23 protein-coding genes and 4 tRNA genes are annotated in these 25,826 nt (G+C 46.7%); 15 read left to right on the top strand and 12 right to left on the bottom strand.

Features of this window, described 5'->3' with window-relative positions; all coding sequences use genetic code 11:
• Positions 1–16: 16 nt before the first annotated feature.
• The 3 genes from F3J22_RS20725 to F3J22_RS20715 all read right to left on the bottom strand — a co-directional run bounded on the left by F3J22_RS20725 (position 17) and on the right by F3J22_RS20715 (position 4,126).
• A complete protein-coding gene (locus F3J22_RS20725; protein WP_167019840.1) occupies positions 17–1,999 on the bottom strand; it encodes an alpha-L-arabinofuranosidase C-terminal domain-containing protein in 1,983 nt (660 codons plus the stop codon).
• A gap of 144 nt (positions 2,000–2,143) precedes the next feature.
• Positions 2,144–3,058: an AraC family transcriptional regulator gene (locus F3J22_RS20720; RefSeq protein WP_167019839.1), complete on the bottom strand. Its 915-nt coding sequence runs from the start codon at positions 3,056–3,058 to the stop codon at positions 2,144–2,146.
• 63 nt (positions 3,059–3,121) lie between these two features.
• Entirely contained in the window at positions 3,122–4,126 is a 1,005-nt protein-coding gene (locus tag F3J22_RS20715; RefSeq protein ID WP_167019838.1) for an aldo/keto reductase, read from the bottom strand.
• Positions 4,127–4,372: 246 nt separating this feature from the next.
• Here F3J22_RS20715 and F3J22_RS20710 point away from each other — a divergent pair, with 246 nt between their 5' ends.
• The 12 genes from F3J22_RS20710 (at position 4,373) to F3J22_RS20655 (ending at position 14,165) form a co-directional block, all read left to right on the top strand.
• Positions 4,373–5,248, top strand: coding sequence for a pentapeptide repeat-containing protein (locus F3J22_RS20710; RefSeq protein ID WP_205195483.1), 876 nt, complete (start codon positions 4,373–4,375; stop codon positions 5,246–5,248).
• Positions 5,249–5,258: 10 nt separating this feature from the next.
• A complete protein-coding gene (locus tag F3J22_RS20705) occupies positions 5,259–6,020 on the top strand; it encodes an ABC transporter ATP-binding protein (protein ID WP_167019837.1) in 762 nt (253 codons plus the stop codon).
• A 5-nt stretch (positions 6,021–6,025) separates the two neighbouring features.
• Positions 6,026–6,793 (top strand): ABC transporter permease, encoded by a 768-nt coding sequence (locus F3J22_RS20700; protein ID WP_167019836.1) that lies wholly within the window; start codon positions 6,026–6,028, stop codon positions 6,791–6,793.
• Positions 6,794–6,887: 94 nt separating this feature from the next.
• Positions 6,888–7,400 (top strand): DUF4132 domain-containing protein, encoded by a 513-nt coding sequence (locus F3J22_RS20695; RefSeq protein ID WP_167020760.1) that lies wholly within the window; start codon positions 6,888–6,890, stop codon positions 7,398–7,400.
• An 87-nt stretch (positions 7,401–7,487) separates the two neighbouring features.
• Positions 7,488–7,853: a helix-turn-helix transcriptional regulator gene (locus F3J22_RS20690; protein ID WP_167019835.1), complete on the top strand. Its 366-nt coding sequence runs from the start codon at positions 7,488–7,490 to the stop codon at positions 7,851–7,853.
• A 3-nt stretch (positions 7,854–7,856) separates the two neighbouring features.
• Positions 7,857–8,339 carry an SRPBCC domain-containing protein gene (locus F3J22_RS20685; protein ID WP_167019834.1) on the top strand — a complete coding sequence of 161 codons (483 nt, stop codon included), beginning with the start codon at positions 7,857–7,859 and terminating at the stop codon, positions 8,337–8,339.
• Between the two features lie 9 nt (positions 8,340–8,348).
• A complete protein-coding gene (locus tag F3J22_RS20680) occupies positions 8,349–9,194 on the top strand; it encodes an alpha/beta fold hydrolase (protein WP_167019833.1) in 846 nt (281 codons plus the stop codon).
• 93 nt (positions 9,195–9,287) lie between these two features.
• Positions 9,288–10,118 (top strand): SDR family NAD(P)-dependent oxidoreductase, encoded by an 831-nt coding sequence (locus tag F3J22_RS20675; RefSeq protein ID WP_167019832.1) that lies wholly within the window; start codon positions 9,288–9,290, stop codon positions 10,116–10,118.
• 60 nt (positions 10,119–10,178) lie between these two features.
• Positions 10,179–11,096, top strand: a complete 918-nt coding sequence (locus tag F3J22_RS20670) for an AraC family transcriptional regulator (RefSeq protein WP_167019831.1) — start codon at positions 10,179–10,181, stop codon at positions 11,094–11,096.
• Between the two features lie 56 nt (positions 11,097–11,152).
• On the top strand, positions 11,153–11,593 hold the full coding sequence (locus F3J22_RS20665; protein ID WP_167019830.1) for a group I intron-associated PD-(D/E)XK endonuclease: 441 nt from the start codon (positions 11,153–11,155) through the stop codon (positions 11,591–11,593).
• A gap of 107 nt (positions 11,594–11,700) precedes the next feature.
• Complete coding sequence (locus tag F3J22_RS20660) at positions 11,701–13,155, top strand: SDR family NAD(P)-dependent oxidoreductase (protein ID WP_167019829.1); 1,455 nt, start codon at positions 11,701–11,703, stop codon at positions 13,153–13,155.
• A 32-nt stretch (positions 13,156–13,187) separates the two neighbouring features.
• Positions 13,188–14,165, top strand: a complete 978-nt coding sequence (locus F3J22_RS20655) for a ribonuclease inhibitor (RefSeq protein ID WP_167019828.1) — start codon at positions 13,188–13,190, stop codon at positions 14,163–14,165.
• A gap of 13 nt (positions 14,166–14,178) precedes the next feature.
• Here the strand turns inward: F3J22_RS20655 and F3J22_RS20650 are convergent.
• From F3J22_RS20650 to F3J22_RS20630, 5 genes are all read right to left on the bottom strand, one after another.
• A tRNA-Gly gene (locus F3J22_RS20650) sits at positions 14,179–14,250 on the bottom strand.
• 93 nt (positions 14,251–14,343) lie between these two features.
• Positions 14,344–14,415 (bottom strand) — tRNA-Ala (locus tag F3J22_RS20645).
• Positions 14,416–14,519: 104 nt separating this feature from the next.
• Positions 14,520–14,591, bottom strand: a tRNA-Glu gene (locus tag F3J22_RS20640).
• A gap of 71 nt (positions 14,592–14,662) precedes the next feature.
• A tRNA-OTHER gene (locus F3J22_RS20635) sits at positions 14,663–14,733 on the bottom strand.
• A 71-nt stretch (positions 14,734–14,804) separates the two neighbouring features.
• On the bottom strand, positions 14,805–15,563 hold the full coding sequence (locus F3J22_RS20630; RefSeq protein WP_167019827.1) for a S1/P1 nuclease: 759 nt from the start codon (positions 15,561–15,563) through the stop codon (positions 14,805–14,807).
• A gap of 154 nt (positions 15,564–15,717) precedes the next feature.
• On the opposite strand from F3J22_RS20630, the gene F3J22_RS20625 reads away from it, so the two are divergent.
• Positions 15,718–16,452 carry a bifunctional 2-polyprenyl-6-hydroxyphenol methylase/3-demethylubiquinol 3-O-methyltransferase UbiG gene (locus tag F3J22_RS20625; RefSeq protein WP_167019826.1) on the top strand — a complete coding sequence of 245 codons (735 nt, stop codon included), beginning with the start codon at positions 15,718–15,720 and terminating at the stop codon, positions 16,450–16,452.
• A 5-nt stretch (positions 16,453–16,457) separates the two neighbouring features.
• Here F3J22_RS20625 and F3J22_RS20620 read toward each other — a convergent pair whose 3' ends face one another.
• Positions 16,458–17,333: a LysR family transcriptional regulator gene (locus F3J22_RS20620; RefSeq protein WP_167019825.1), complete on the bottom strand. Its 876-nt coding sequence runs from the start codon at positions 17,331–17,333 to the stop codon at positions 16,458–16,460.
• A gap of 87 nt (positions 17,334–17,420) precedes the next feature.
• Here F3J22_RS20620 and F3J22_RS20615 point away from each other — a divergent pair, with 87 nt between their 5' ends.
• Positions 17,421–18,167 (top strand): MBL fold metallo-hydrolase, encoded by a 747-nt coding sequence (locus F3J22_RS20615; RefSeq protein WP_167019824.1) that lies wholly within the window; start codon positions 17,421–17,423, stop codon positions 18,165–18,167.
• Positions 18,168–18,272: 105 nt separating this feature from the next.
• Here the strand turns inward: F3J22_RS20615 and F3J22_RS20610 are convergent, their stop codons facing one another.
• The 3 genes from F3J22_RS20610 to F3J22_RS20600 form a co-directional block, all read right to left on the bottom strand.
• Positions 18,273–18,815 carry a hypothetical protein gene (locus F3J22_RS20610; RefSeq protein WP_167019823.1) on the bottom strand — a complete coding sequence of 181 codons (543 nt, stop codon included), beginning with the start codon at positions 18,813–18,815 and terminating at the stop codon, positions 18,273–18,275.
• Between the two features lie 112 nt (positions 18,816–18,927).
• The gene (locus F3J22_RS20605; protein ID WP_167019822.1) at positions 18,928–19,158 is read right to left on the bottom strand and encodes a DUF4287 domain-containing protein; all 231 of its coding nucleotides are present in this window, start codon (positions 19,156–19,158) and stop codon (positions 18,928–18,930) included.
• Positions 19,159–19,278: 120 nt separating this feature from the next.
• Complete coding sequence (locus F3J22_RS20600; RefSeq protein WP_167019821.1) at positions 19,279–22,329, bottom strand: DEAD/DEAH box helicase; 3,051 nt, start codon at positions 22,327–22,329, stop codon at positions 19,279–19,281.
• 309 nt (positions 22,330–22,638) lie between these two features.
• Here F3J22_RS20600 and F3J22_RS20595 point away from each other — a divergent pair, with 309 nt between their 5' ends.
• Positions 22,639–25,770: an AsmA-like C-terminal region-containing protein gene (locus F3J22_RS20595; RefSeq protein ID WP_167019820.1), complete on the top strand. Its 3,132-nt coding sequence runs from the start codon at positions 22,639–22,641 to the stop codon at positions 25,768–25,770.
• The last annotated feature ends 56 nt before the right edge of the window (positions 25,771–25,826 follow it).

The following is a 25,826-nucleotide window of genomic DNA, read 5'->3' as shown; positions in this document are numbered from 1 at the left end:
TCCGGGGGAGACCAGCTTACCTGGTCCCGAATTTCAATATGGAAAATGAGTTAGGCCGCAGTTCAATGGAAATACGCTTATTATTTATATCCACTACGCTGTTTACAGGCATCACCGGTTGTTGCGAGAAGGTATTTACTGCATCTGGCTCATTACCTGACAAGGTGGTAACAGCAACTTTCCCGGCCAGTTTACGTTTAGTATTTACCGTTATATTCCTGGTAACTGGCTTCGCGCCGGCGTTGACCACTTTTACAATAATTTCCCGGGTATGCGCATCATACACTGCGCTGGCGTAGATGCTATCCTGGCCGGCCACCGCTATGTTCTCCGATAAGAGCGACAGCGTTTGCGTTCCTTTGTTTAGTGCATACATTTTCTGTACCTGGTAGCTGGGCGTTCCCACCACCTGCAGGTGATTGACCCATATCAGGTCTGGTGCCCACTGCCATTGTTCCGCATTTGCGAACAGTGGTGCATAGGAAGCCATTTCCACCACGTCTGCATTTCTTTCCAGCCCTGTCAGGAATGCCGCTTCTGCAATGGCGGCACGGGCGGTATTACGGCTGGCCCCCACAAAAGAGGAAGGCTCATGTGCGGCATATTCTCCTGCAAATACTTTGGAGCCTGTTCTCGGGTAGTTGTCATAACGGCTGGCATTGGCCAGGAACCATTCAGGGCTGCGGTAATAATGTTCATCAATGAAGTCGGCATTCATTTTACGCAGGGTATCATTGAGGAAATTGAAACGTGCGCCATCAGGGTCGGTACCGGAACTGAATACCAGCTTTATTTCCGGGTGGGCGGCTTTCAGCTGGCGGGCAAATTCCCTTGCTCTTTCAATATACTGAGGACCCCAGTTTTCATTGCCAACGCCGATCATGGTAAGGTGAAATGGTTCGGGATGGCCCATATCTGCGCGGACCTTCCCCCATCTGCTGTTGGCGGGGCCATTGGCAAATTCCACCAGGTCGATGGCATCCTGGATATAAGGTTGCAGTTCTTCCATGGGCACCAGTTCGGCGGTATTGAACTGACAGGCCATGCCGCAGTTGAGGATGGGCAGCGGCGCGGCACCTATGTCTTCTGCCAGCTGGAAATATTCGAAGAAGCCCAGGCCGAAGCTCTGGAAATAATCAGGCGTCAGGCGATGACTGAATTCTGTGTTCCAGCGGTTGATGATCAGTTCGCGGTTTTCGATGAGGCCAACGGTTTTCTTCCACTGGAAGCGGTTGGCCAGGTCTTTTCCTTCCACGATGCATCCGCCGGGGAAGCGCAGGAAACCGGGCTTCATATCCGCCAATAGCTGCACCATATCCGCTCTGAGTCCTTTGGGCCTGTTTTTCCAGGTGTTGGCAGGAAACAGGGAGATCATATCCAGATCCAGCGTGCCATTGCCTTCCAGCCAGATAGTGAGTCGGGCGGCAGGTGTTTCTTCCGCCGGCAGCAGCTCCATGTTGGTTGTTTGCCAGTTGCCGTTACCTGGCGACATTGCCGTTGCCGCGCTGGCGATCAACTTTCCATCGGGCGTTACCAGTTCCGCATGGAGGGTGATTCCTGCGTTGGCGGTACGGTACCTGGCCGAAAAATGACAGGTAATATTTTTGCGGACACCCATGCCTTTAAAACCTTCGTTGGTGAGCCCCAGCTCACCTTTGCGGCGGTTGCCGACATGTACCCTGAGGAAGTTTGGATTTGATTTATTGTAATCTGTGCTGTGCAGCACCAGGATATCTCCTTCTACCGGCTTTCCTTCTACTTTCCAGCCCATCAAAGGCTGGTTGAATTCGAAAGACCGGTTCTTTACCAGCTCTGCATAGATGCCCCCATCTGCGCCCATATTGATGTCTTCAAAAAATATCCCATACATGGTAGGTTGTATATCCGCTCCCGGTTTATCTGCAAAAACAGTAAAGGTAGTGGTCTGGCTGAAAGCCGGCAGACAAATAAACAACAGGCAGCAGGTTTGGAGCAGGCGCCTTATTATGATGGAACGCATAGGCCGGAATCTTTATCTGGTGATCATCTTCCTAAACCCTACCAGCAAAATGCAGGATGGAAAAAAGGCAGATCATCTTCATAATATGGAATAATAAAATTTACAGGCCTAATGTAAAAATATTATTTGTCATTTTAACAATTATTAATTAAACGTCTGCCGATATTGCAATGGAGAGAGACTGGTTTTGCTCTTAAACAGTTTATTGAAAGACTGCGGATGTTCAAACCCAATCTGGTAGGCGATTTCTGCTACACTCTGATTGGTAGCGGTCAGCAGCTCCTTCGCTCTTTCTATGATCACCTGCTGTATATGTTGCTGCGTATTCATACCAGTATGATAGCGCAGCATGTCGCCGAGGTAACTGGCACTCACATTCAGCTGCGCTGCCAGGTACTGAACAGTAGGCAGTCCTGATTTCACCACCTCGCCGCTGGTAAAATAATTATGCAATACTGCCTCCAGTTTAGCCACCAGCGTATTGTTGGCACTTTTCCTTGTAATAAACTGGCGGTTATAAAAACGGTTACTGTAACTAAGTAACAAGTCTATATGCGACAATACGACGTCGTGCGTATGTACGTCGGTGTTAGCCCCGATTTCATTTTGCAGGTTCAGGAAGATGCCCTCCACCAGTTGTTCCTCCCGCTCAGATAACAGCAAGGCTTCATTGGCAGCATAGCTAAAGAAGCCATAGTCGTGTATTTTAGTCATCAGGTTAGTGCCATGCAAAAAATCCGGGTGAATGATTAATGTAAAACCATCGGGTCGTTTCATACCTACATCTTCGATGTTAATCACCTGGGAGGGTGCATAGAACGTCATCACGCCTTCATCGAAATCATAGTATTGCTGCCCGTATTTTACCTTTCCGTCAAAATTTTTTTTCAGGTTGATAGAATAGATACCGTAGCGCAGACTATGTGGGTGCAGGGCAGACGGCTGTTTGAAGTCGGCATAATTAATCACGCTCACCAGCGGGTGCATGGGCTTATCCAGTCCATAAAAGGAATGGTATTCGGAGATAGAACGCAACTCCACGCGGGACAGATCTTTCATAGCATAAAATTACTGCATGGCGGCCATTATCCGGGGGATCTGGCCGCTGGCAAATGTATATCATTACAGGTTTACCTGTTGCATACCGCTTTCGTTCATTCTAGCCCCGGTTTCAGCAGTGATGGGGATGATGCTTTCCAGTAGTGCCAGCTCTTCGCTGTTCAGCCGGATATTGACAGCCGCGATATTCTGCTCCAGGTATTTCACCCGCTTGGTACCGGGGATGGGCACATGACCTTTGGCCATTACCCATGCGAGGGCCAGCTGCGAGGTGGTCACCTGTTTCTCTGCCGCCATCGCTTCGATCTGGCGCAGGAGTGCTATATTTTTATAGAACTGTTCGCCCTGGAAGCGCGGAATATGCCGCCTGAAATCAGTTTCAGGGATATCTTCCGGCTTTTTGAAATCGCCGCTGATAAAGCCACGTCCCAGGGGAGAATAGGCCACCAGGCCAATGCCCAGCTCTTCCAGGGTATCCAGGATGCCCAGGCGCTCTATTTCCCTTTCAAACAGGGAATATTCACTTTGCACGGCGGTGAGCGGATGCACCGCATGCGCCTTGCGGATGGTAGCAGATGCTACCTCTGAAAGGCCGATATATCTCACCTTGCCTTCCTTAACCAGTTCTCCCATGGCGGCTACCGTTTCTTCAACAGGCGTATTGGTATCGAGCCGGTGCAAATAATACAGGTCGATATAATCGGTATCCAGGTTCTTCAACGACCTTTCCGCGGCTAGTTTTACATATGCTTTCTTTCCGTTGACAGCGCCTGTCAGTTGTTCCTGGTCATTGACCTCAAAGCCAAATTTGGTGGCGATAATCCATTTATCCCGGCCACCCTGGATGGCTTTGGCAATCAGTCTTTCGTTTTTTAAAGGCCCGTAAAGGTCCGCAGTATCCAGGAAGTTGCCTCCCAGCTCCAGGGAGCGGTGGAGGGTACGGATGGCTTCCTTTTCATCCGGCTTACCATAAATATCCATCTCTCCCATTCCGGTCATCCCCATACAACCTAATCCTATAGCGGGAACTACTAAACCCTGGCTCCCTAGTTTCACCTGTTTCAGCATGTTATTACTTTTTTGATGGTACAAAGATCGGAGGTGGTCATCGGAGAACTGTAGCCCAATCGCGTGAAGGTGTAGCTAAATCGGGGCAGTTGAAATGTGTTGAAAATCAGCACATACAACTAGCGGTTGTCAGAAAACTGCCAGAAGTAGCGGATTTACAACCAGGAGTTGCGGGCATTTTGCCGGTTATCGATTCCAGGCGGGATATCTTTGTATTGTCGTTTACAAACCCAAAAAAACAGCATTATGGAAGCCAAAAAGATAGGTAATAGAATTTCCACTGCCAGAAAGAAAATGAACCTCTCCCAGGCACAGCTCGCCGAACGGCTGTTTATCAGTCCGCAGGCCGTTGGCAAATGGGAACGCGGCGAATCAGTGCCGGACGCTATCACACTCAGCCAGCTGGCAAAGCAACTGGGCGTTGACCTGAATTATTTTTCGGAACAATTCGCTACCAGCAGTACTACAACTGTTGAAGCACCAGCTGTGCAAAACACTACTGAAAATACGCCCCTGAACTGGGACATGTCGCGGGGCAACTGGGTAGATGCTGACTTTTCAGGTCTAAAAGACCTGCATGAAAAATTCAGTTCTTCCAATATGAAAAACTGCAAATTTGAAGGCTCAGATTTGTCAGGACTGCTACTCAGCGGTAATACCATAGATGGCTGCGACTTTTCCGGCTCCAACATCTCCAACAGCCAGATCGGGAAGTCCTACTTTATGCAGAATCGCTTTAACAACTGCGACCTTTCAGCAGCTAAATTTCTAGGATGCCATATTAAGCATTGCAACTTCTCCGGCGCCAATTTAACCGGGACCGTTTTTAATATCAGCTCCATACAGCAAAATGATATAACCGACGCTCAATTAACGCGGACATCCTTCTTAAGCAGCGACCTCACCGACCTGGTAATCAACAGTACGGTACAGGATTGTTATTTTGAGAACAGCCATTTCTCCAGGGTAACCTTTCAGGATGCCACGCTGCTTAACACTTTCTTTAAATGTAGAACGTTGAAGCCTATACGATTTGTTAACTGCCGTGCAGACAAGATGACCTATGAATTTCTAAAGAATGGAAAGGCGGATGTCAGCGGTATCACCTTGATAACAGCATAATCATACATATATGTCACAAAATCATATAGCCATTTCCGTAAGTGGTCTGATAAAATCATATAAAGACGTCCCGGTATTGACCGGAGTAGACTTCCAGGTACAATCCGGTAACATATTCGCGTTATTGGGACCTAACGGTGCCGGCAAAACGACGATTATAAAAATTCTCAGCACCTTATTGCAGCCGGATAGCGGCACCGCCATGGTCAATGGTTTCGATGTAGTAACGCAGCCGGATCAGGTACGACAGTCTATTAGTCTTACTGGTCAGTTTGCCGCCATCGACGAGATTTTAACCGGCCGGGAAAACCTGGTGATGATAGCACGGCTACGCCATTTACCGCAACCGCAGCAGATTGCGAGTGATTTATTGCAGCGGTTCGGATTAACGGATGCAGCCAACAGAAAGGCAGCCAATTATTCCGGTGGCATGCGCAGGCGACTGGATATTGCCATGAGTCTGATCGGTAATCCGCCGCTTATTTTCCTTGATGAGCCAACCACCGGCCTTGACCCTGAAGCCAGGATTGTGGTATGGGATATCATAAAAGGGCTTGCCACTGCCGGCACCACTGTATTCCTGACAACGCAGTACCTGGAAGAAGCAGAGCAGCTGGCAGATATGATTGCGATACTGCATGGTGGCAGCATCATTGCAACAGGTACCCTGGAGGCCCTGAAAAAGTTGTTCCCCCCTGTCAAAATTCAATATATCGAGCAACAACCTACCCTTGAAGAAATATTTCTTTCGCTTGTCAGTACAAAAAAATAAATCAAATGGAAACTGTAAAAACCTATTTTTTCACGGATATGCGTGTCATGCTGGGTCGTTCCATGCGACATGTATTTCGCAGTCTGGATACGGTTATCACCGTTACGCTGATGCCCGTAGCACTGATGCTGCTGTTTGTTTATGTACTGGGTGGCGCTATTAACGCGGGCACTGATAAGTACGTCAATTATTTATTACCTGGTATCCTGTTAATCGCCATTGCTAACAGTGCAGGCTATACGTCGTACCGGTTATTCAACGATGTTCAGCGTGGGATATTTGAGCGCTTTCATACTATGCCGGTTGCCCGTTCTGCCGCACTCTGGGGGCATGTATTAACTTCGGTAATATCCAATATACTGTCGCTGGTGGTGATCGTGCTGGTGGCGCTGGTGATGGGATTCCGTTCTTCAGCAGGGATACTCGCGTGGTTGGCCATAGCCGGCATTCTTACGTTGTTTATACTGATGCTTACCTGGATAGCGGCCATTCCTGGCTTATCAGCAAAAACGATGGATGGCGCTATTGCCATCGCTTATCCCATTCATTTTTTACCATTGATCAGCTCCGCCTTTGTACCAGTAAAAACAATGCCTGCACCTGTGAGGGCCTTTGCAGAACATCAACCGGTAACGCCCATCGTAGAAACGATCCGTGCCTTGCTGTACCAGCAGCCTGTGGGTCAGCAGATATGGGTGGCCCTCGCCTGGTGTATCGGTATCATGCTGGTAGCTTATGTTATAGCCATGCGTATTTACAGACAGCGTACGTGAAAAAGAAATGACGGATATCAGGCGCTTAGGTAAACATATTGTATATTTATTTTTTATGTAGATAAACAACAGTATTTGTTCATCTACATAAAAAATAAATATAAGTGTAGCACTAACCCGAACCTATGCATTTACCGGCCATCTTACCAGGGCAGGAAAAAAAATCCACCATCAGCTTAAAGATGAGATCCACAGAATAGAAAATTATACCGCGCATCTGCGTGAAGAACCCCGCGACAGCTGGACAACAAACTACCTGAAAGCTAACGACTGCGACGTCTCCAGGTTATCGTACCGGGAATGGTACCCGGCTTATATCGTACATCCGTTGACGGGAGTCATCGGTAAACAACAGATATGGCTTTTTTCCAACGAAACGATTGCAGTGGCGGCCATCTGGACACCCGAAGGGTTTACCAGCGCATTGGGCACAGTATTACACTGGATAGACGAGCATACGCAGGTCACCTTATGGCGCCCTGCAGATGCCTACCCCGGGGAACTCGCAGCCTGGCAAAATATACTGACACGACAAAACATTCAGCAGCCCGTACCGCAGGCATTCAGGGAAAATGACTTTCCTGTACCCTATTACATATTCTGGTAAACACCTCCCCCTTTGTTCCCTCAGTTTAAAATAAATTTGCGCAAGCAAATACTTGCACATATATTTGCAAGCAAATGATTGCATATTATGGAAGCAAGAAGGGATGTGTTTCAGGCCATAGCAGACCCCACCAGAAGGGCTATAATAGATATGATCGCACAGCAGCCGGTAAATGTAAATACCATCGCCGAACAGTTTCATGTAACCCGGCAGGCTATCTCGCTGCACCTGAAAATATTGTCGGAATGCGGACTGCTCAACATACAACATCAGGGAAGAGAACGCCTGTGCGAGGTACGGCTGGACAAGCTCAACGAAGTATACGAATGGACGGCACAATACCATCAACTATGGACAGGCAGAATGAAATCGCTGAAAAACTTCCTGGAGCAGGAAGAGCAGCAAGCCCCTGCTCCTCAAAAAACGAAACCTATCAGAAAAGCAAAAAAATAACACATGGAAAAGACTACCTCAGTGGAAGAAGTACTGATCGAAGAAACCTTCAACGCCAGTATAGAAAGGGTTTTCAGCGCATGGACAGATCCTGAAAAACTCATGCAGTGGTATGCACCTGAAGGCTGCACTATCACGTTCAAAAAGCTGGACATCAGGAAAGGCGGCAGTTTCCACAGCTGTATCACCCATCCTGTACATGGCGCATGTTGGGCCATCGGTGAATACCTCGACATACAACCCAATAAAAAAATAGTATTTACACTCCTCAACGCCGATGAAAACGGCGAGCCTGTCAACCCCGCAGATATTGGCATGGACGCAGACTGGCCACGGCAAACACTGGTCACGGTTACCTTTAGCGAAGAAAATGGTCAGACAAAACTCGTGCTCCGCCAGACGGTTGCGCAGCAGCTCGCGAAAAAAACAGGCGCCTATCCAAGCTGGCTGCAGATGCTACAACATATGCGTGCAATAGTCGAATAAATCATCTATATGAAAAAAATTATCACCACACTCATAGCTGCATTACAACTGGTGACAGTATTTGCAGAGAACCCTGATTCCATCGCATACAAACACGGTTATGCGGAAGTGAACGGCATAAAGATGTATTACGAAATATATGGTGCAGGCAAACCACTGGTATTAATCCATGGCGGCGGCTCCACCATTCAAACCTCTTTCGGAAGGGTGATACCTTTACTGGCACAACACCACCAGGTAATAGCCATGGAACTACAGGCCCATGGCCGTACCAGCGACCGTAACGCAGACCTTACCTTCACGCAGGATGCGGATGATGTAGCCACCCTGTTACAGCAATTACATATCAGCAAAGCCGACTTCCTGGGCTTCAGCAATGGCGCCACCACTACCGTACAAATTGCTATTCGTCATCCGGAAATCGTTGACAGGATGATACTCGGTTCGCCGCTATGCAAGCGCGACGGCGTGCCCGAACAATTCTGGGGCTTTATGCAGCAGGCCTCCTTATCCAACATGCCAGCGGAACTGAAGGAAGCCTATCTGCAGGTGGCCCCTTATCCCAACAACCTGCAGGTAATGCACGACAGGGACGTTAAAAGAATGCTTGACTTCAAAGACATCCCCGACGATCAGCTGAAAGCCATTCACGCCCCTGCTTTGATTATCATCGGCGATAAAGATGTGATCACACCGGAGCATGCCATCGCCATGAGCCGGCTACTTCAACATGCTTCGCTGGCCATCATTCCCGGCGTGCATGGCGAATACCTGGAAGAAGTTACCACCCTCAAAAGCGGCTCCCATGAAGCAGTGTACGTGGTGCCTATGATGGAAGGCTTCCTGGGAAAATAAGATTCCTCAATCTGGCTACAAAGCCTCGCGGTTAGACTACAAATACCTCCCCATACTACCTGACCTTTGCTTTAGAAAATAAAACAATGGTTTATGAATAATAAGATCTGGTTTATCACGGGTACATCAAGAGGTTTTGGCAGGATCTGGGCCACCGCTGCACTGGAGCGCGGCGACAAAGTAGTAGCCACTGCAAGAAAGCCCGAAAGTATTGCCGACCTCAAAGAAAAATATGGTGAAAATGTGCTTACACTGGCACTGGACGTCACCGACCCCGCACAGGTGAATGCTGCTGTAGCAAAAGCCCATGCTCATTTTGGCAGACTCGACATCATCCTCAACAATGCGGGCTATTCACTGGTGGGCACAATAGAAGAAGGCACTGCGGAAGAACTCCGGGCACTATATGAAACAAATATTCTCGGGCCGGTAGCAGTGATTAAAGCGGCCTTACCACTGTTGCGGCAGCAAGGTGGCGGACATATACTGGGTGTATCCAGCAACCTTGGGCATATAGCCTTGCCCGTTATTGGCTACTACAGCTCTTCCAAATGGGCGTTTGAAGCCATACATGAAGCCCTCGCAGCTGAAGTGGCGGCCTTTGGTATCAAGGTAACCATCATTGAGCCAGGAGCCTACGCTACAGAATTCGGCAGCCAGGAGTCGCTGAAGTTTGCCAAAGGAATGGACATCTACACAGACTTTAAAAACAATTTCTTCCAGCACCTGCAGACCATGGAAAGAGGTAACCCCCTCGCCACGCCACAGGCACTCTTCCAGATCGTAGATACGCCTAACCCGCCGCTACGGTTCAATCTTGGCAGTCATAACCTCCCACAGCTGCGCGAAGCCTACGCCTCCAGGATAGCTACCTGGGAAGCCTGGGACACTGTTTCTGCATCAGCACAGGGCGATAACCGCTAATATTCTTAAATAAAAAAGATAGCCGATCTTTGCATCGGTTATCTTTCTATTTATACAGCTATGAAAAAAGTGGAAAACAAACCGGTCAGATTCGATTCACTAACCGCCGTACACCGGCAGCTGGGCCTGCCGGCACCCAAACACCCGCTGATAAGCCTGATCAATGGCTCGCAGCCGGGTATTACCGGCAAAATGCCCAACGGCCCTCATATTCTCAATTACTACAAAATATCTTACAAACCACCGTTCAGCGGTAAAATAAAATACGGGCAAAGTTATTACGACTTCGATGAAGGAGGCTTATTATTCGCATCACCCGGACAAGTGATCGGCGGAAGTGAAGATTCCGCCTGCACCAATGCCGGCACGCTGATACTGCTTATTCATCCCGATTTCCTGCTACATCATCAGCTGGCAAAGAAGATAAGGCAATACGGCTACTTTTCCTATACCGCCAATGAGGCACTGCATATGTCTGAAGAAGAGAAAAATATTATCCTCTCTATCTTCCAGATGATTGAAAGAGAATTGAACAGCAGAATAGATGATTTCAGCCAGGATGTAATGCTATCACAATTGGAATTGCTGTTTAGCTATGCAGACCGTTTCTACAAACGCCAGTTCATCACCAGGAAAATTGTCAGCAATGATCTTTTGCAACAACTGGAAACCGTCATAGATCAATATTTAGATGATGAAGGTAGCGAAGGACTACCTACCGTTCAATACCTTGCTTCACAGCTACACCTCTCCCCCGGCTATTTAAGCGACATGCTCCGCTCCCTTATAGGGCAAAATGCACAGCAATATATTCATGATAAACTCATTGCAAAATCCAGGGAATTATTGTCTACCACCAATATGTCTGTATCAGCGATAGCATTTCAGCTCGGCTTCGAACATTCCCAGTCGTTCAGTAAGTTTTTTAAAATCAAAACGAAAGTTTCGCCCATGCAGTTCAGGCAATCTTTTAACTAATGCTTCCAAAAAAACATGAAATTTAAGTAAATTGAGCCTACTTAAAATTTGTTTTAATGGCTTTAGAAAAAACACAAACAGGCTTAGCAAGTGAATTTTATGTTGCTGCTGAGTTAACCAGGCTTGGATATGATGTTACCATCACCTTTGGCAATACAAAAGCAGTTGATCTATTGGTCCATAAAAATGATAATGTTTTTGCTGTTCAGGTGAAAGGAATTCAACGAACAAAATCAATATGCTGGAACCTGGACAAAACAAAATTCAAAGGGAAGAACCTTATAATGGTTTTAGTCAATCTTCATGCAGATACCCCGGATGCTAAGCCTGAATTTTTTGTCCTAAACCACCAGGAAACAATAGAACTATTTAAAAATACGCCAAAGGAAGGTGAAAAGAGATGCTACTTAGACTATGCCTTCCTTAAAAACAAAAACATTTATCAAAACAGGTGGCAATTATTTGATGTAGAAGATAACGCCACTTTTGCAGAATAACTGCGGCACCGGCAATCTTTTAACTAACCCTTCCAAAATAACAAACGCTCATCATTATTTTATAATATAATATCCCTATTTTTAGTTTTCAAAACTACCTTGCCGAGATGGAGCGTGATTTTACACCACAGGAGTGGGATACCTGTATTAAAGTACTGCAAGCATTATCCAGAGACCCTGACCAGTCTATGGATACCCTTGTGCTGAAAGGGCTGGTAACGAAGCTCTACAAACGTGCCCAGCGGGAAAAAAAACTGGCAACAGCTGAAAGTATCATCAACAACATAGTGATACCGGATTCTTTGTCGCTGCAGAAGCTACGGAATATTTCCCTCAAACAGGACCAGCTGAAGCAATACGATAAGAAAGTGAATTTCCTGCAAACGGGAATGGTCAGAAAATATCAGCAACCTGCTACCGACACGATGGATACCAAAGCTGAACTACCAGCATTACTAACGTTCCATAAGTGCTATACCTGCAAAGCAGACTATAAGGAAATGCATTTCTTTTATCATATGCTTTGTCCTGCCTGCGCTACATTGAATTACGCCAAAAGAACACAGCGCTGCGATTTAACCGGCCGCGTGGCCGTTGTTACCGGAGGCCGTATTAAAATCGGCTACCTGACGGCGCTTCAGCTACTACGCGATGGTGCGCGCGTATGGGTAACCACCCGCTTTGCCAGGGATTGTGCAAGCAGGTTTCACCAGGAGCCCGACTTTTCTGAATGGAGCCACCGGCTGAAAATCGTTTCACTGGACCTGCGTAATCTTCACCAGGTAAAAACCTTCATAGAGCAGTTGTATTCATCGGAACAATACCTGGATATTATTATTCATAACGCCGCACAGACGGTCAAGCGTCCTGCTGCTTTTTATCAGCACCTGTTTGAGCTGGAAGAAGCGCCACTGGCAGCTTTACCGGCAGCAGTGCAGTCCTGCGTGATGTCGGCAGGCCCTTTTCATTTCCCTGCTGATAGTGGCGAAATGCAACTACTACCCGCAGAAATAAATAAATATTTCCCCGAAGGCAGGTACGATAAAGACCGGCAGCAGATAGACCTGAGAACCAGCAACAGCTGGACCCTGCGCCTGGATGAGATTACACCGGTAGAGATGCTGGAAACCCAGCTGGTAAATGTTACTGCGCCGTTCATGATGAACAGCAGACTGAAAACCTTGATGCAGCAGTCACCCTTTGAGCGGAAATTTATCATCAACGTTTCTGCGATGGAAGGGCAGTTTAACCGTGGCAACAAAACCTGTTACCATGCACATACGAATATGGCCAAGGCTGCGCTCAACATGATGACCAGGACAGCCGCACAGGACTACGCACAGGACGGCATCTACATGAATAGTGTAGATACCGGCTGGATAACACAGGAAAATCCTCATCCTATCAAAGAATGGCTATACGAAGAACAAGGGTTCGTTCCTCCGCTGGATGAAACAGATGGCATGGCACGTATATACGACCCCGTAGTAAGCGGACTTACCAAACCGGAGATCCCGTTGTTTGGCCATTTCCTGAAAGATTATTTCCCTTATGCCTGGTAATTGAAATTAAACTAATCATGTAATATTTTTTTATGCAGATGAATAACGTTGTATGTCCCGTAGATAAAGTGATCCCCGGGTTTTCCTTTCAACGGGAAGACCTTGATCCTATCTTACAATTTCTGGCAGAGAACCAGCCATTGCCAGCGGCCGACAAGGCTTTTCCTGTTGGCACCATCACCAGCGACGGCCGCCTCGATATGTGTAAGCAAAAACTTGGCGTTGAAGGTATGCAGCTGGTGGCACAGGCGCTGCACCGTAACACACAGGTGAAGCATTTATTACTTGGCACGAATGCCTTCGGAAATCCGGGCGCAGCGGCTATTGCAGCACTGGTTGCAGCAAACAACACCGTTGAAACCGTCTATCTCGGCTGTAATTATATGGACCACCAGGGAGCAGCAGCCATCTGCGAAGCACTGGCTGAAAACACCGCAGTAAGAGGATTATGGTTCAAGCGAAATCCGATCGGGCCACAGAGTATCCCTGCTATCATTCAGCTATTAAAACAAAATACCCGCATTCGTACGCTGGACCTGGTAAATACCCTTGCCGGAGAAGCGTTCCGCACCCTGTTGCATTACCTGAAAGAAAATAATTCCGTAGAAAGATTATACCTGAGCGGTAATTACCTGACTGCTGATATGATGACCGCTGTCAGCGATATGCTGGAAGAAAATAAGTCGGTGAAAGCACTGTTCCTGAGTGTAAATAATATCGGCGATGCGGGCGTAGCACATCTGTTACGCGGCCTGCAACGAAACACAACCCTGGAACAACTGAGTCTTTCCAGTTGTGGCATTGAAGCAGCAGGTATGGAACAGCTACATTCCGTTGTTATGCGCCAGCCTTCCTTAAAATATATAGACCTGGGCCATGCCCCTTCTGCAAAGGCTTTGGGCGCAAAAGCAAATCAACCGGTAAAAGATTCTGTGATGAAAGATTATCCGGCTATGCCTGTAGATTTTATTCATCCGGATACGAAAGCGATTAAAAGCGTATATCGCTAGTGAAGAAAGTGTAACAAACTGATGAGGTTCGAACTCATGCTTCGACCTTGGCAAAGTCGCGCTCTTCCAACTGAACTACAGTTTGTTACAAGTGCAAACATATAAATTTTATTCTTTATTTGAAAATTAAAATCTTAGCTGGAAAAGAAAAAAGAAAGGGATGGAAAGAGAAGAAGTAACAAACCGATGAGACTCGAACTCATTCCCCCTGCTTGCATGGCAGATGCTCTTCCTGATGAGCCACGGTCTGTTACGGGCGCAAACATATGATTTTTATTTTTAAAATGAAAAATAAAATCCGGCAGCAAAAAAATAAGATGGTTGTAAAGGAAAATAAGTGCAGATGGAGAAGTGACAGGCCGATGAGCTTCGAACTCATTCCTTCTCCGTGAAAGGGAGACGCTCTTCCAGATAAGCCACAGCCTGCTATAGGATCACAAACATATGCATTTAATTTTTAAAACGAAAATTAATTAGCGGCTGGAGAAGAAAGTGTAACAGGCCGATGAGCCTCGAACTCATTTCCTCCGCGTTGGTGCAGGCGCTCTTCCTGATGAGCTACGGCCCGTTACGGGATGCAATATAAATGAAAAGCCCTGTGCATGCACAGGGCTTTTCATTTATATTTTTTAATACAGCTTATTTAAACGCTTCATTCAACACGGCTGCGAGGCGAATACCTGCCTGTTGAATTCTTTCATTGATTACCGGGATATGCTGCTCATAATATTCCTTACCGATGCTACGGCCATTCATGGCGTCCACCTGTGCATACAGCTGGCTGCTTACCTGGTAGCTTTCCCAGATCCATTGCATAGCCGGATCACGCTGCCACTGCTTGATTTTACGCTTACCTACATCATCCAGTTTTTCTGCCATCTGCTGGTAAGTGAGGCCCTGGGTGCTGATCAGGCGACTATCCCACAGGCTGTGAAGATTAGTACCTTTCCCTTCATAATTCAGCTGGATGGTGTTACCACCTTTATCTTCCTTTCTGCTGATATGCATTGGCTGATGTAAATCTCCCACGAGGTGCACAATAAATTTCAGTGCAACAATTTTCTTCTCGCGTGGAGTAGCCGGATCGGCGAGTTCTTTTTCCAGTTGTGTTAATGCGCTGAACACGTTCTGGTCTGGCGTTGCGAGCACCTGCGTCTCAAAAGCCTTGCGGTCAAGGCCCAGTGGCAGGTTCAGAAAATGCCAGGGAGCAGTCTCCTTGTATTCATCCTGGTTGCGTACTTCATCGGCCCAGGATGCCACATCTGCCAGTGACTGATCACCTAAAAGGTCTTTGACTGCCAGGCTGGCCTTTGGAGACAGGTGGTTCTGTGCAATTTTACCGATGGTTTGATGTCCGACATTTCCCCAGGAGGATAATAACAGTGTAAGTATAGCCATGAGGCTAAGTAAAGTTGGCCTATTCATGTTGCCAAATTACTAATCATATTGGAGCTGTATATTAACTTAATGTTGCTCTTCTGTTTTATGTCAGTTTCTAACATCTGTACAAAAATTTGATTTGCCTACATTCGCTTTAATTAATCTTTTCCCGATGAAAGAGAATAAATACGATGATCCACAGTTTTTTGGCGCATACAGTAATATGAACCGCTCACAGAAAGGCCTGGAGGGCGCAGGCGAATGGCATGCACTCAAAGCGATGCTCCCCTCCTTCACCGGAAAAACGGTACTTGACCTGGGATGTGGGTTCGGATGGCACGACCGCTATGCCATAGAACAGGGCGCCACTGCGGTTACCGGCGTAGATATCTCTGAAAAAATGCTGGCAAGGGCAAGGGAAATAAACGGTTTGCCAGGCATTTCGTATATCCGGCAACCAATAGAGGATATACATTTCCCCGACGGAAGCTTTGATATGGTGATAAGCTCACTGGCCTTCCATTATATAGCAGCCTTTGATGCGCTCTGTGAAAAAGTAGCACATTGCCTGCGGCCAGGCGGCAACTTCGTATTCTCTGTAGAGCATCCTGTATTTACTGCCGCCGGCAAGCAGGACTGGTACTATGCTGCTGACGGAAGCATCCTCCACTGGCCGGTAGATCATTATTTCAGCGAGGGCGAAAGACAAACTGTTTTTCTGGGCACACAGGTAACGAAATATCACCGCACACTGACCACCTACCTGCAAACGCTGATCAGCAAAGGGTTTACTATCCAACAGGTAGTGGAACCACAGCCAGATGAAGCCATGCTAAAGGCTTTTGAAGGAATGGAAAACGAATTGCGCAGACCAATGATGCTGCTGATAAGTGCCGTATTGCAATAATCCTGTTACGACTTAAACTGCTGACGTAGCAATGCAGACAGCTGCCTTAACGGTTCGTTGGCCTCCTTATGCATACAGGCATACCAGCGGCGTTTTCGCAATGGCGATTCCAGCGGCACTACCGCCAGCTGCTCACACAGATAGGGTGCTACTGCCCATCTGGCCATAACGGTAATGCCTATATTGGCTTTTACCATTTCAATGATCGCCTCTGTCAATGGCACCGGTATGATACGCTTAGGTGGCGTGAGTTTCAGAAAACTCTCCAGCGCAGAACCGGTATTACTGCCAAAGGTGTAGACCATCACCGCTTCATCTTTGATATGTGTTTCCTTTATTTTTTTCGCATGGGCAAGCGGATGTTCATTGCTCATCACTACCACCAGTTCATCATCAAATAAATGATCGTAGCGGTAGTTGCTATTGGTAACAGACCTGCTGACAATGGCCAGGTCCAGCTCCCCTGCTTCCATCGCGGCCATCGGCTTTTGCGTGGCCTGTACCACTATCTGTAACGTCACATCCGGATATAGCTGACGGAATGTTCTGAAAACCCCTGGCAGCCAGTGATAGCTGGTATAGCATTCCGTACTTACCCGGATCGTTTGTTTACGCCCCTCCTTCAGCTGCAGTAATTCCGATTTCAGGTTGTCCATCATAGGAAGCATAGACTCTGCATGTTCCAGCACTTTCCTGCCCGCTTCCGTCAGGATCATTTTTTTTCCGGAACGGTGAAACAACGGTAAGCCTAACATCGTTTCCAGGTCGCGGACCTGGTGACTTAATGCAGACTGTGTCAGGTGCAGCTTTTGGGAGGCCTTCGTCACAGAACCTTCAGTGATGATGCTGCGTACGATCTGGAGATGCTGAAAAGTAATCATTAGAAATTCTCATTATTATATCAAATATAATTCACTTTTCTCATACTTCAAGCCGGCGTACTTTTGACTTATCAAAAACAACTAACTATGAAAGTTCAACGTTTAGGATGGGCCGGTGCAAAAATTACAACTGCTGGTCTTACGATATTAATAGATGCAATAGAAGATTACAGTGGCGGGAAATTTTTCATCATAGACACTATTGATGCGCAATACCGCTTCAGCGACGAAGTGAAAGCCGACTATATAATGATAACACATCTTCACAGAGACCACTACGACAAAGAAGTGATCCTGAAAGTACTGAAGCCTGGCGGTAAGGTAATTGCTTCCAGCATGATCGCAGATGTACTGGCTGCGGATGGGGTTCCCAATATTTTACCACTGGAACTGAATGAATCTTTCACCGATGGTGACGTGAGCATTACGCCGGTATTTGCCATGGATGGCATTGGCGACAAACAGGTATCCTGGGTAGTGGCTGATGGTAAGCACCGCATCTTACATGGCGGCGACACCATCTGGCATAATCAGTTCTGGGCTATCGGCAGGCAATACCAAAGTTTCGATGCGGTACTGCTTCCTGTAAATGGCACCACGATGTATTTCACGAATCCTTTCAGTCCGGTACCAGGCACATTAACGCCCTTGCAGGCAGTAACGGCAGCGCATATACTACATGCAGGTACATTGATACCGATTCATTATGGCTTTAACAAACCCGGGGTTTATGAAGAGTTCCCGGATGTGGTAGGTAACCTGAAAGCCGCTGCCACAGAACAAAACGTGAACATCTGCTTCCTGCAGCCGGGTGAGGAAATAGCGTGGAACTAAACTAACTGATAAACCGGCCGGCAAAATAAGCTTTGAACGGGCGTTCATACGGGCATGATTTTGCAGGTGCAAGGCAGGTGATGCCGGCCGGAAATCTACAGCAGGTTAGTCTTCAAACCTGAATGATTTTGCCACCCTGTCAAACACAGCTCTATAATCATCTGCATATTCGACTTTAGTGCCACCGGTAATCAAATATACAATACCGTGATAGGGGTACATATAACATACCAGCCTGGTTCTATGACCTTCTATATCCATGTCATAGCTAAACCATTCACCCTTCAGGGCCTTTCCTTCAAAGGTACCTTCGTCTACAAGTACTACACCGGGCACGGATTCCAATAGCATTTTTTTCATCTTCCGGCTATACTTTTCCCAGGGCATCGGAATACCGTGGGAGATCACATTGATGACGACACCAGCGTCTGCCTCCTTTACAGGAGGTTTTAAAAAATAATAATCAATACCATAGGCTGTTTGCCGAAAGGTGTTCCAGCCAGCGGGTATATACAGTTTATAATCAGTACGGCCAATATTATACTCATCTGTGGTTGTTACAGTATCGTCGGCGGCCTGCCGGTAATGTTTTTTAGCGTCACAAGCGCTCAAGGCCAGCACGAGGAACAGTACAGCTAATGTTTTCATAGGAGATCAGGGATTTCAGAGATAAAGATAAAAATTACTTGCAAGAATAATAATATACGAAAGGCGCCTCCATTCATCAGCGCCTTTCGAAATATCTATAAACGGGATCATACTATTTACTTCCTTCTTCCTTTATCCCTTTCAGCAAAGCATAAACTGCCATGGCGTGGCCATGCCCAAGCTCAAATTCTTCTTTGAGCCAGTTAGTAACCTGCGTTGCCTTTACTTCAGGTTTCAATACGCCTTTAGTAGTGAACCCTTTTTTCTCAGCCATGTTTTTAAAGTCTGTAGCCGTTTTTCCGGTTTTCTTTTCAATATTGTCAAGATAGGCTTGAAATGACATAATACTTCTTTTTAAATGTGAATACAGGTTATACGTTTCCGTTATAGGATGATACATCAAAGCTACAATTCTACCGCTGAAATCTTAATGCCTGATTGCGACAAATAAAGGGTGTTTATCTCACGTGTGCGGCAGCATTGCTGCCATTGTATTAAAATAGGGATATTTTTCCCAGCTCTCTTTGTCACCGATTACATATATCCGCTTTTGCGCCCTTGTCAGCGCTACGTTTAGTAAATTAGGCTTTCGAGATGCCCACTTTCTGGCTTCAGCTTTATTGGGATCGCTGCCCAATACCAGGAAAACTATTTCAGCTTCCCTTCCCTGAAAAGTATGAATGGTTCCTATTTGAATGGCTGGTTGATGGCGGAACACCTGCCTGCACCTATCCGCCACTGTCACAAAAGGCGAAATGACATAAACAGGTTGCTGCTGATCATATTCAGTTCTTTGCAGTTGCTTTATTTTCTCCTCCAGGAGTGAAATCTCCTCTTCAATTACATGGCCGCTATTGCCAGCCCCGCCCTTTACATGAAACCAGGAGGAAGGACCGATAAAGCGGGCTTCTTTTTTATCAGTGCTCACCTTAACCATCTGTCCGTTATAGGCAATCTGATTGGCAATACGAAACATAGGGTCATCGCAGCGCCGGTGCGTCCGTAACGGGAAACCTGTCCAGACGGCTGCTTTCTCACCTGTACGGATATACGTTCCGGGACGGGATATTCTGTCTGCAAGGACCTGGGCGGAGCTGCATAATGGGCTCCAGGTATCATCCAAATTATACTGCTGCTTAATCTTTGCTACCAGGCTTTCCGGAATGGTCACCACAGGTTCTACCTGAAGCGGATCACCAACGATGGCTGCTCTTCGGGAACGCCACAGGATACCGGTTGCAGATTGTGGTGTAGCCTGTCCTGCTTCATCCAGCAACAACCAGCCCAGCCCATCTTTTCCAATAGAAGAAAAAAGCCTGCTCACGGAAGCCAGCGTGGTAGACACTACCGGCACACAGAAAAAGAAAGTATCCCATAGGTTCCGGGCCACCGCCTCTTTCATGATACCACGCCCTCCCAGTAATTCAAAAAATACTTTCAGGTTGTTCCTGAATTTCTTCGCATTGGCAAGAATCGCGTATTTATGCAACTCCATACTTTTGATGAAAATATCACTACGCAGCTTATTAATGCGAGGAGATGCATATGGTGTTCTTAAATGAATATCCTCCATAGTCGCATGGTAGAAGTTATCATCTACCAGGTTGGCCGCAGCAAAACCATATTGCTCACATAGCTGCTCCCTTTGCTGCTGATATTTTTTAATAATGGTGACCTGCGCTTTAAGCTGTGCATCATTATCTCGTTGCAGCCTGGCATTCTCTTCTATGGCTGATTGCAGGGCATTTCGTTTCTTTTCAAGACTACGTTGATTATTGACAATTGCTTCCTGTTCATCTACATATTTATCTCTACCAGATTTCCATAGTTTGTATGTTGCTGTTGCAAATAGTTTTTTCCACCAGAAAAAAGAAGGTTTTCGCTGATCACATAATGTTATCAGTTGCTGAATAGCTGCCAGCTCTTTTGCCAGCACCTCATATTGGGAAATAATAGTGTTTAGGTCGGTTTCCAGTGATTGCTTTTTACTTTTGAATGCTGCCTGCTTTTCGCGGTACATTTGACTATCCGCCACTGCCTGCATATGGGACTGCAAGCTATCATGAAAAGCGCCTGCCTGCTGTTGAAAGTCATCAAAAGCAGCTAGCAATGACTTTAACTCGCTGCGGCATTGGGCATATCGTTGCTGGTACTGCGGCGTAAGGTCTTCTTCCTTATATACGGCCCATAATATATCTTCAAACCCTGGCTGGTCTTTTGTTTTCTTCCAGAAATCCTGTCTGAACTGGTACCTGTTTTCACTATTGCCTAATGCGGCGCTCAGTATCCCCCATGCATCGGCATCAACTAGCCGGCCGCCCAGTTCAGCAAAATAGTCTGCTGTAGGGAATTCGGTTGTATCAATAGCTGTGGCAGCTGGCAGGGCTTTGGTGATATTTTCAATCGCATTATTATTGTTGCTGGCAACGACGATACTCGTTCCTGCTACTATTTCCGGCCGGATCGTATAGGTATGCCAGTCGTAGCCATCTTCACGGCTGATTCTATTATAGGCACCAAACAAATCTGACGCTTCAAAGGAAAGCATTTTCATGGCCCTGGATACCAGAATATCAGCTACCACATCTTTCAGCAAGGTTGTTTTACCCGTGCCCGGAGGCCCGTTTACGCCTTGTATACCGCTGGTATTTTTAAGTGCCGTTATGCTGTTGACTGCACCTGACTGGGCAGTGTATAATCCATACTTAACCGGTGATGGCCACCGGCCGGGCGACATCCGCTTTGGATGCACCCAATCCACCAGGTGCATTTTCTCTTGCAGCAGATCCTGCCGCGCGCTTGTATCAATCGTTTCCTGCAGGTATTGCTGCAAGGAAGTATTCAATAAAGCCGGATCCCCTATCAGCAGGTTGAGATCATCGAGATAAAAGCTGTTCAGGAAGTTGGTTTCAGGAGGCGAATCCTTATGGATTTCCTTCGACAGCACCATTATCCGGATCGGTTCCGTTAACCAGTCGCACAACTCACTGAGATATTTTATTTCTTTCAGCAGTGTTTTCCTGTCAACGGATGGCCCTTTTCGTTTTCCTTGCACCCCTTCTTCCGGGGCTTCAGGTGCCGGTGGCAGTTCATATCTACGCTCAAAGTCCTCTGTGGCCATTTTCACCCGGAACGGTATTGTTGAAAGACCACCCTCTTCTTTAAGTCCCTGGAGGCCGAAGATATAAGAGGCCGGAACATAACTGTTTTCATCCGGGCAGCCATACTCATTCAGCACCAGAGCCGACAAACAGGTGTGACCACTGGCAGGCTTCTTATAGTCTGCATCAGCATCCGTTACATTAAGCCTGGTTTTTATACAATCAATCACCTGCCCCTTGGGGATATAGCCGAATAAAAGGGTATGCTGCCAGGTATAGCCGGCACGGGCAGGCCTGTTTTCCTGCCATGGCAGGAGCTCATCTTCTGAAAGAAATTTAAAACCCTTTTTAACATCAGGCAAATTAAAAATTTCAATATCACGCCAGAACTTCAGGATATGTTGCTGCTCCAATAGGGTTGATTTAAATAATAAATAATATAGGCAGATAGCACTTTACAGTTAACTTTTTCCTGCATTTATACGACAGGATTTAAACGCAGATTGTCTGTAAAGATAATGAATTCAGCATTTTCCAGGTGGTCAGGCATGATGCGGCCACCTCCAATAACAATACGATAACCATCCTAACCTTCCCTCACCGCAACAGTCGCACCGAAAAAAGAATTACCTTCGCCGGGTAACCATAATAAAATACCTGGCGTTTGAAACACCCTGCTACAGGGCTTATGCCGGTACCGATTTAATATATACATGATTGTTATGCATAATGCCTTCATTAAAAAAGCTGCATTAAAAACATTAAAAATAACCTCCATATCTTTAGCTGGTATTATTGCGTTATTGTTTCTGCTCCCCATCCTGTTTCCTGGCGCGGTGGCCAGCAAAATCAAGAACTGGACCAATAACAGTATTACAGGAGATCTGAATTTTTCAAAGGCCAGGTTATCGTTCTTCCAGCATTTTCCTTCGCTTACGCTTACGCTGTATGATTTCAGTCTGAAAGGGGGTGCGCCTTTCCAGCAGGACACGCTGGTAGCAGCCAATGAAGTAGCATTAGGCGTTAATCTTAAAAGTATTTTTTCAGATGCCATCACCATCGATGAAATCTACCTGACCAACGGTAAAATCCATATCATGGTGGATTCGGCGGGGCATCCCAACTATAACGTATACAAGTCTGCCCCTGCCTCCACGTCCAGTAAGCCAGACAGTGGCAGTGCTTCCATGAAAATAGAGCGCATTCAGATAGAACATTGTCACCTGATTTACGATGATCAGTCGCTACCGATGTACGTACAGGCAAAGGAAGTAAACTATCTCGGTAAGGGCGATCTCAGCAAAGCCATCTTTGATCTCTATTCAAAAATCGATATCGGATCATTGGACTTCTCTTATAATAATACTTCCTATATTTTTTCCAAGAAGCTTAACGGGGAACTGATTACAAAGATTAATACCAATTCCCTTGATTTTGTTTTTGAGAGAAATGATCTGAAGATCAATGAGCTGCCGGTAGCATTGAAAGGCGCTTTTGCCTTCATGAAAAACGGCTACAAGATGGACTTCCGTCTGAATTCCAGGGAATCAAGCCTGCATGCAATTTTTGGTGCATTACCACCGGAATACCTGACCTGGATGCAACATACCAATATTGAAGGCACCGCAGACCTCAACGCAAGCCTGATTGGTGAGTACGTCGCCGAAACCAATACCATGCCCGATCTTACCTTCAACATGCAGGTACGCGACGGCAGCATCAGCAATCCGAAAGCACCAGCTCCTGTTAAAAATCTCTTCCTCAATTTCCAATCGAGGCTGGCACAGCTGAATACAGATAGTTTATATGTTAATGTAGACTCTATCTTCTTTAACATAGATAAAGACTATTTCAGCTCTGTGATAAAAGTAAAAGGGCTGAAAACGCCAGACATCCATGTTAAACTGAATACCGACATTGATCTTGAAAAATGGAGCAAGGCGATGGGCTGGAAATCTTTCGACCTGAAAGGCCGGTTGCAGGCACACCTGCTGGCAGATGGCCTGTATGCCACCCGCATCATAGACCGTGGCTCCAAACAGCGTCCGGATACCATTATCAGCAGCATTCCTGCCTTCAACCTCGACGCCAGCTACAGGGATGGTTACTTCAAATTCGCTTCCCTTCCCGAAGGACTAAAAAACATCAGCTTCAAAGTAGCGGCCAGCTGCCCGGATAACAACTACGCACATACACATTTCAATATTGAAGATATCAATGCTGATCTGTTAAGCAATTATATCAAAGGCTATTTCCGGTTTACCAATGCCCAGGCACCTGTCATCGATGCACAACTGGCATCTGTACTGCAATTGCATGACCTGAAGCAATTCTATCCGATGGATAGCCTGGACGTCACCGGCGCCTTACACCTCGACATCAACACCAAAGGCAGCTATGTACCTGCAAAGCGGCTGTTTCCCGTTACCACCGCCAAACTTACCATGGATGACGGCACCGTGCAAACGAAATACTATCCGCACCCCATCAGAAAAATTAATATAGACGCCACCGTTACCAATACTACCGGTACCATGCGTTCCATGAAGGTAGACCTGAAGCCCGTTGCCTTTGAGTTTGAAGACCAGCCATTCGTGCTGAAAGCGGACCTCAGCAACTTCGACGACATCCGCTACAACATTACCTCCAACGGCACCATCAACCTCGGTGCACTGTATAAAGTCTTTGCCATTCAAGGTTACGACCTGGAAGGCTTCATTAAAACCAACCTGGCCCTTAGCGGCACCCAGGCCGATGCCACCGCCGGCAGATACAATAAACTGAATAACCGGGGCACCATGGTGGTCAGGGATATCAACCTGAAAACAGACCTCTTCCCATTGCCTTTCCTTATCAGCAGCGGGATTTTCCGTTTCGACCAGGACAAGATGTGGTTCGATACCTTCGTGGCTAATTATGGTAAATCCAAACTTACCATGAATGGTTACCTCAGTAACGTGATCGGCTATATGACCGCAAAAAATCAGACACTACATGGTAATTTTGACTTTAAAAGCAATTATATACTGGCAGATGAGCTGATGACCAACGCCGCCGCTACCCCAGCCGGGCCTGCAAAAGCTGCTCCTGCTGCTTCCGGCGTGATCATGCTTCCTACCAATCTGGCGCTTACCCTCAACGCCGCAGCAGGTAAAATCCAGTTCAAAGGCATGAACATAGATAGCTTCCACGGACAGCTGGTACTGGACAGTGGCAAGGTAGCGCTCAACAAAACCGGGTTTGTCATCATCGGTGCACCGGTGGAAATGGATGCCACCTACACCTGCATACAGCCACAACGCGCAGCTTTCGATTATCATATCACCGCAAAGGAATTTGATATCAGAAGAGCTTACAACGAGATAAAAATATTTCATGACATCGCCAGTTCTGCCGGTAGCGCCAGTGGTATCGTAGGACTGGATTACCAGCTCAGTGGTAAGCTGGATGGCAATATGAACCCCATCTATCCTTCCCTGAAGGGCGGCGGCGTGTTGTCGCTGAAGAAAATAAAACTCAAAGGCTTTAAAATGCTGAATGCCGTAAGTCAGTCTACCGGTAAATCTGAAGTGAAAGACCCGGATCTTTCCAAAGTAGAAATCAAAACTACCATCAACAATAATATCATTACCGTAGAGCGGACGAAACTGCGTATAGCAGGTTTCCGCCCACGGTTCGAAGGACAGGTAAGCATGGATGGGAGAATAAACATGAAAGGCAGACTGGGACTGCCGCCACTGGGCATCCTGGGAATTCCGTTCAATGTAACCGGCACACAAAGCAAGCCGGTTGTGAAGCTGAAGCGGGGCAGCGATAAAGATCAGCTGGAAGAAACAGAAGATACTGAAGAATAAACAGAAAAGGGAAATGCGGACCGCATTTCCCTTTTCTTTACTGGTATAAATTGTAT

It is taken from the genome of Chitinophaga sp. Cy-1792 (assembly GCF_011752935.1).
In the GTDB taxonomy this organism is placed as follows: Bacteria; Bacteroidota; Bacteroidia; order Chitinophagales; family Chitinophagaceae; genus Chitinophaga.
Note: the sequence above shows the minus strand (reverse complement) of the source record. Positions and strands in the feature narration are given on the sequence as shown.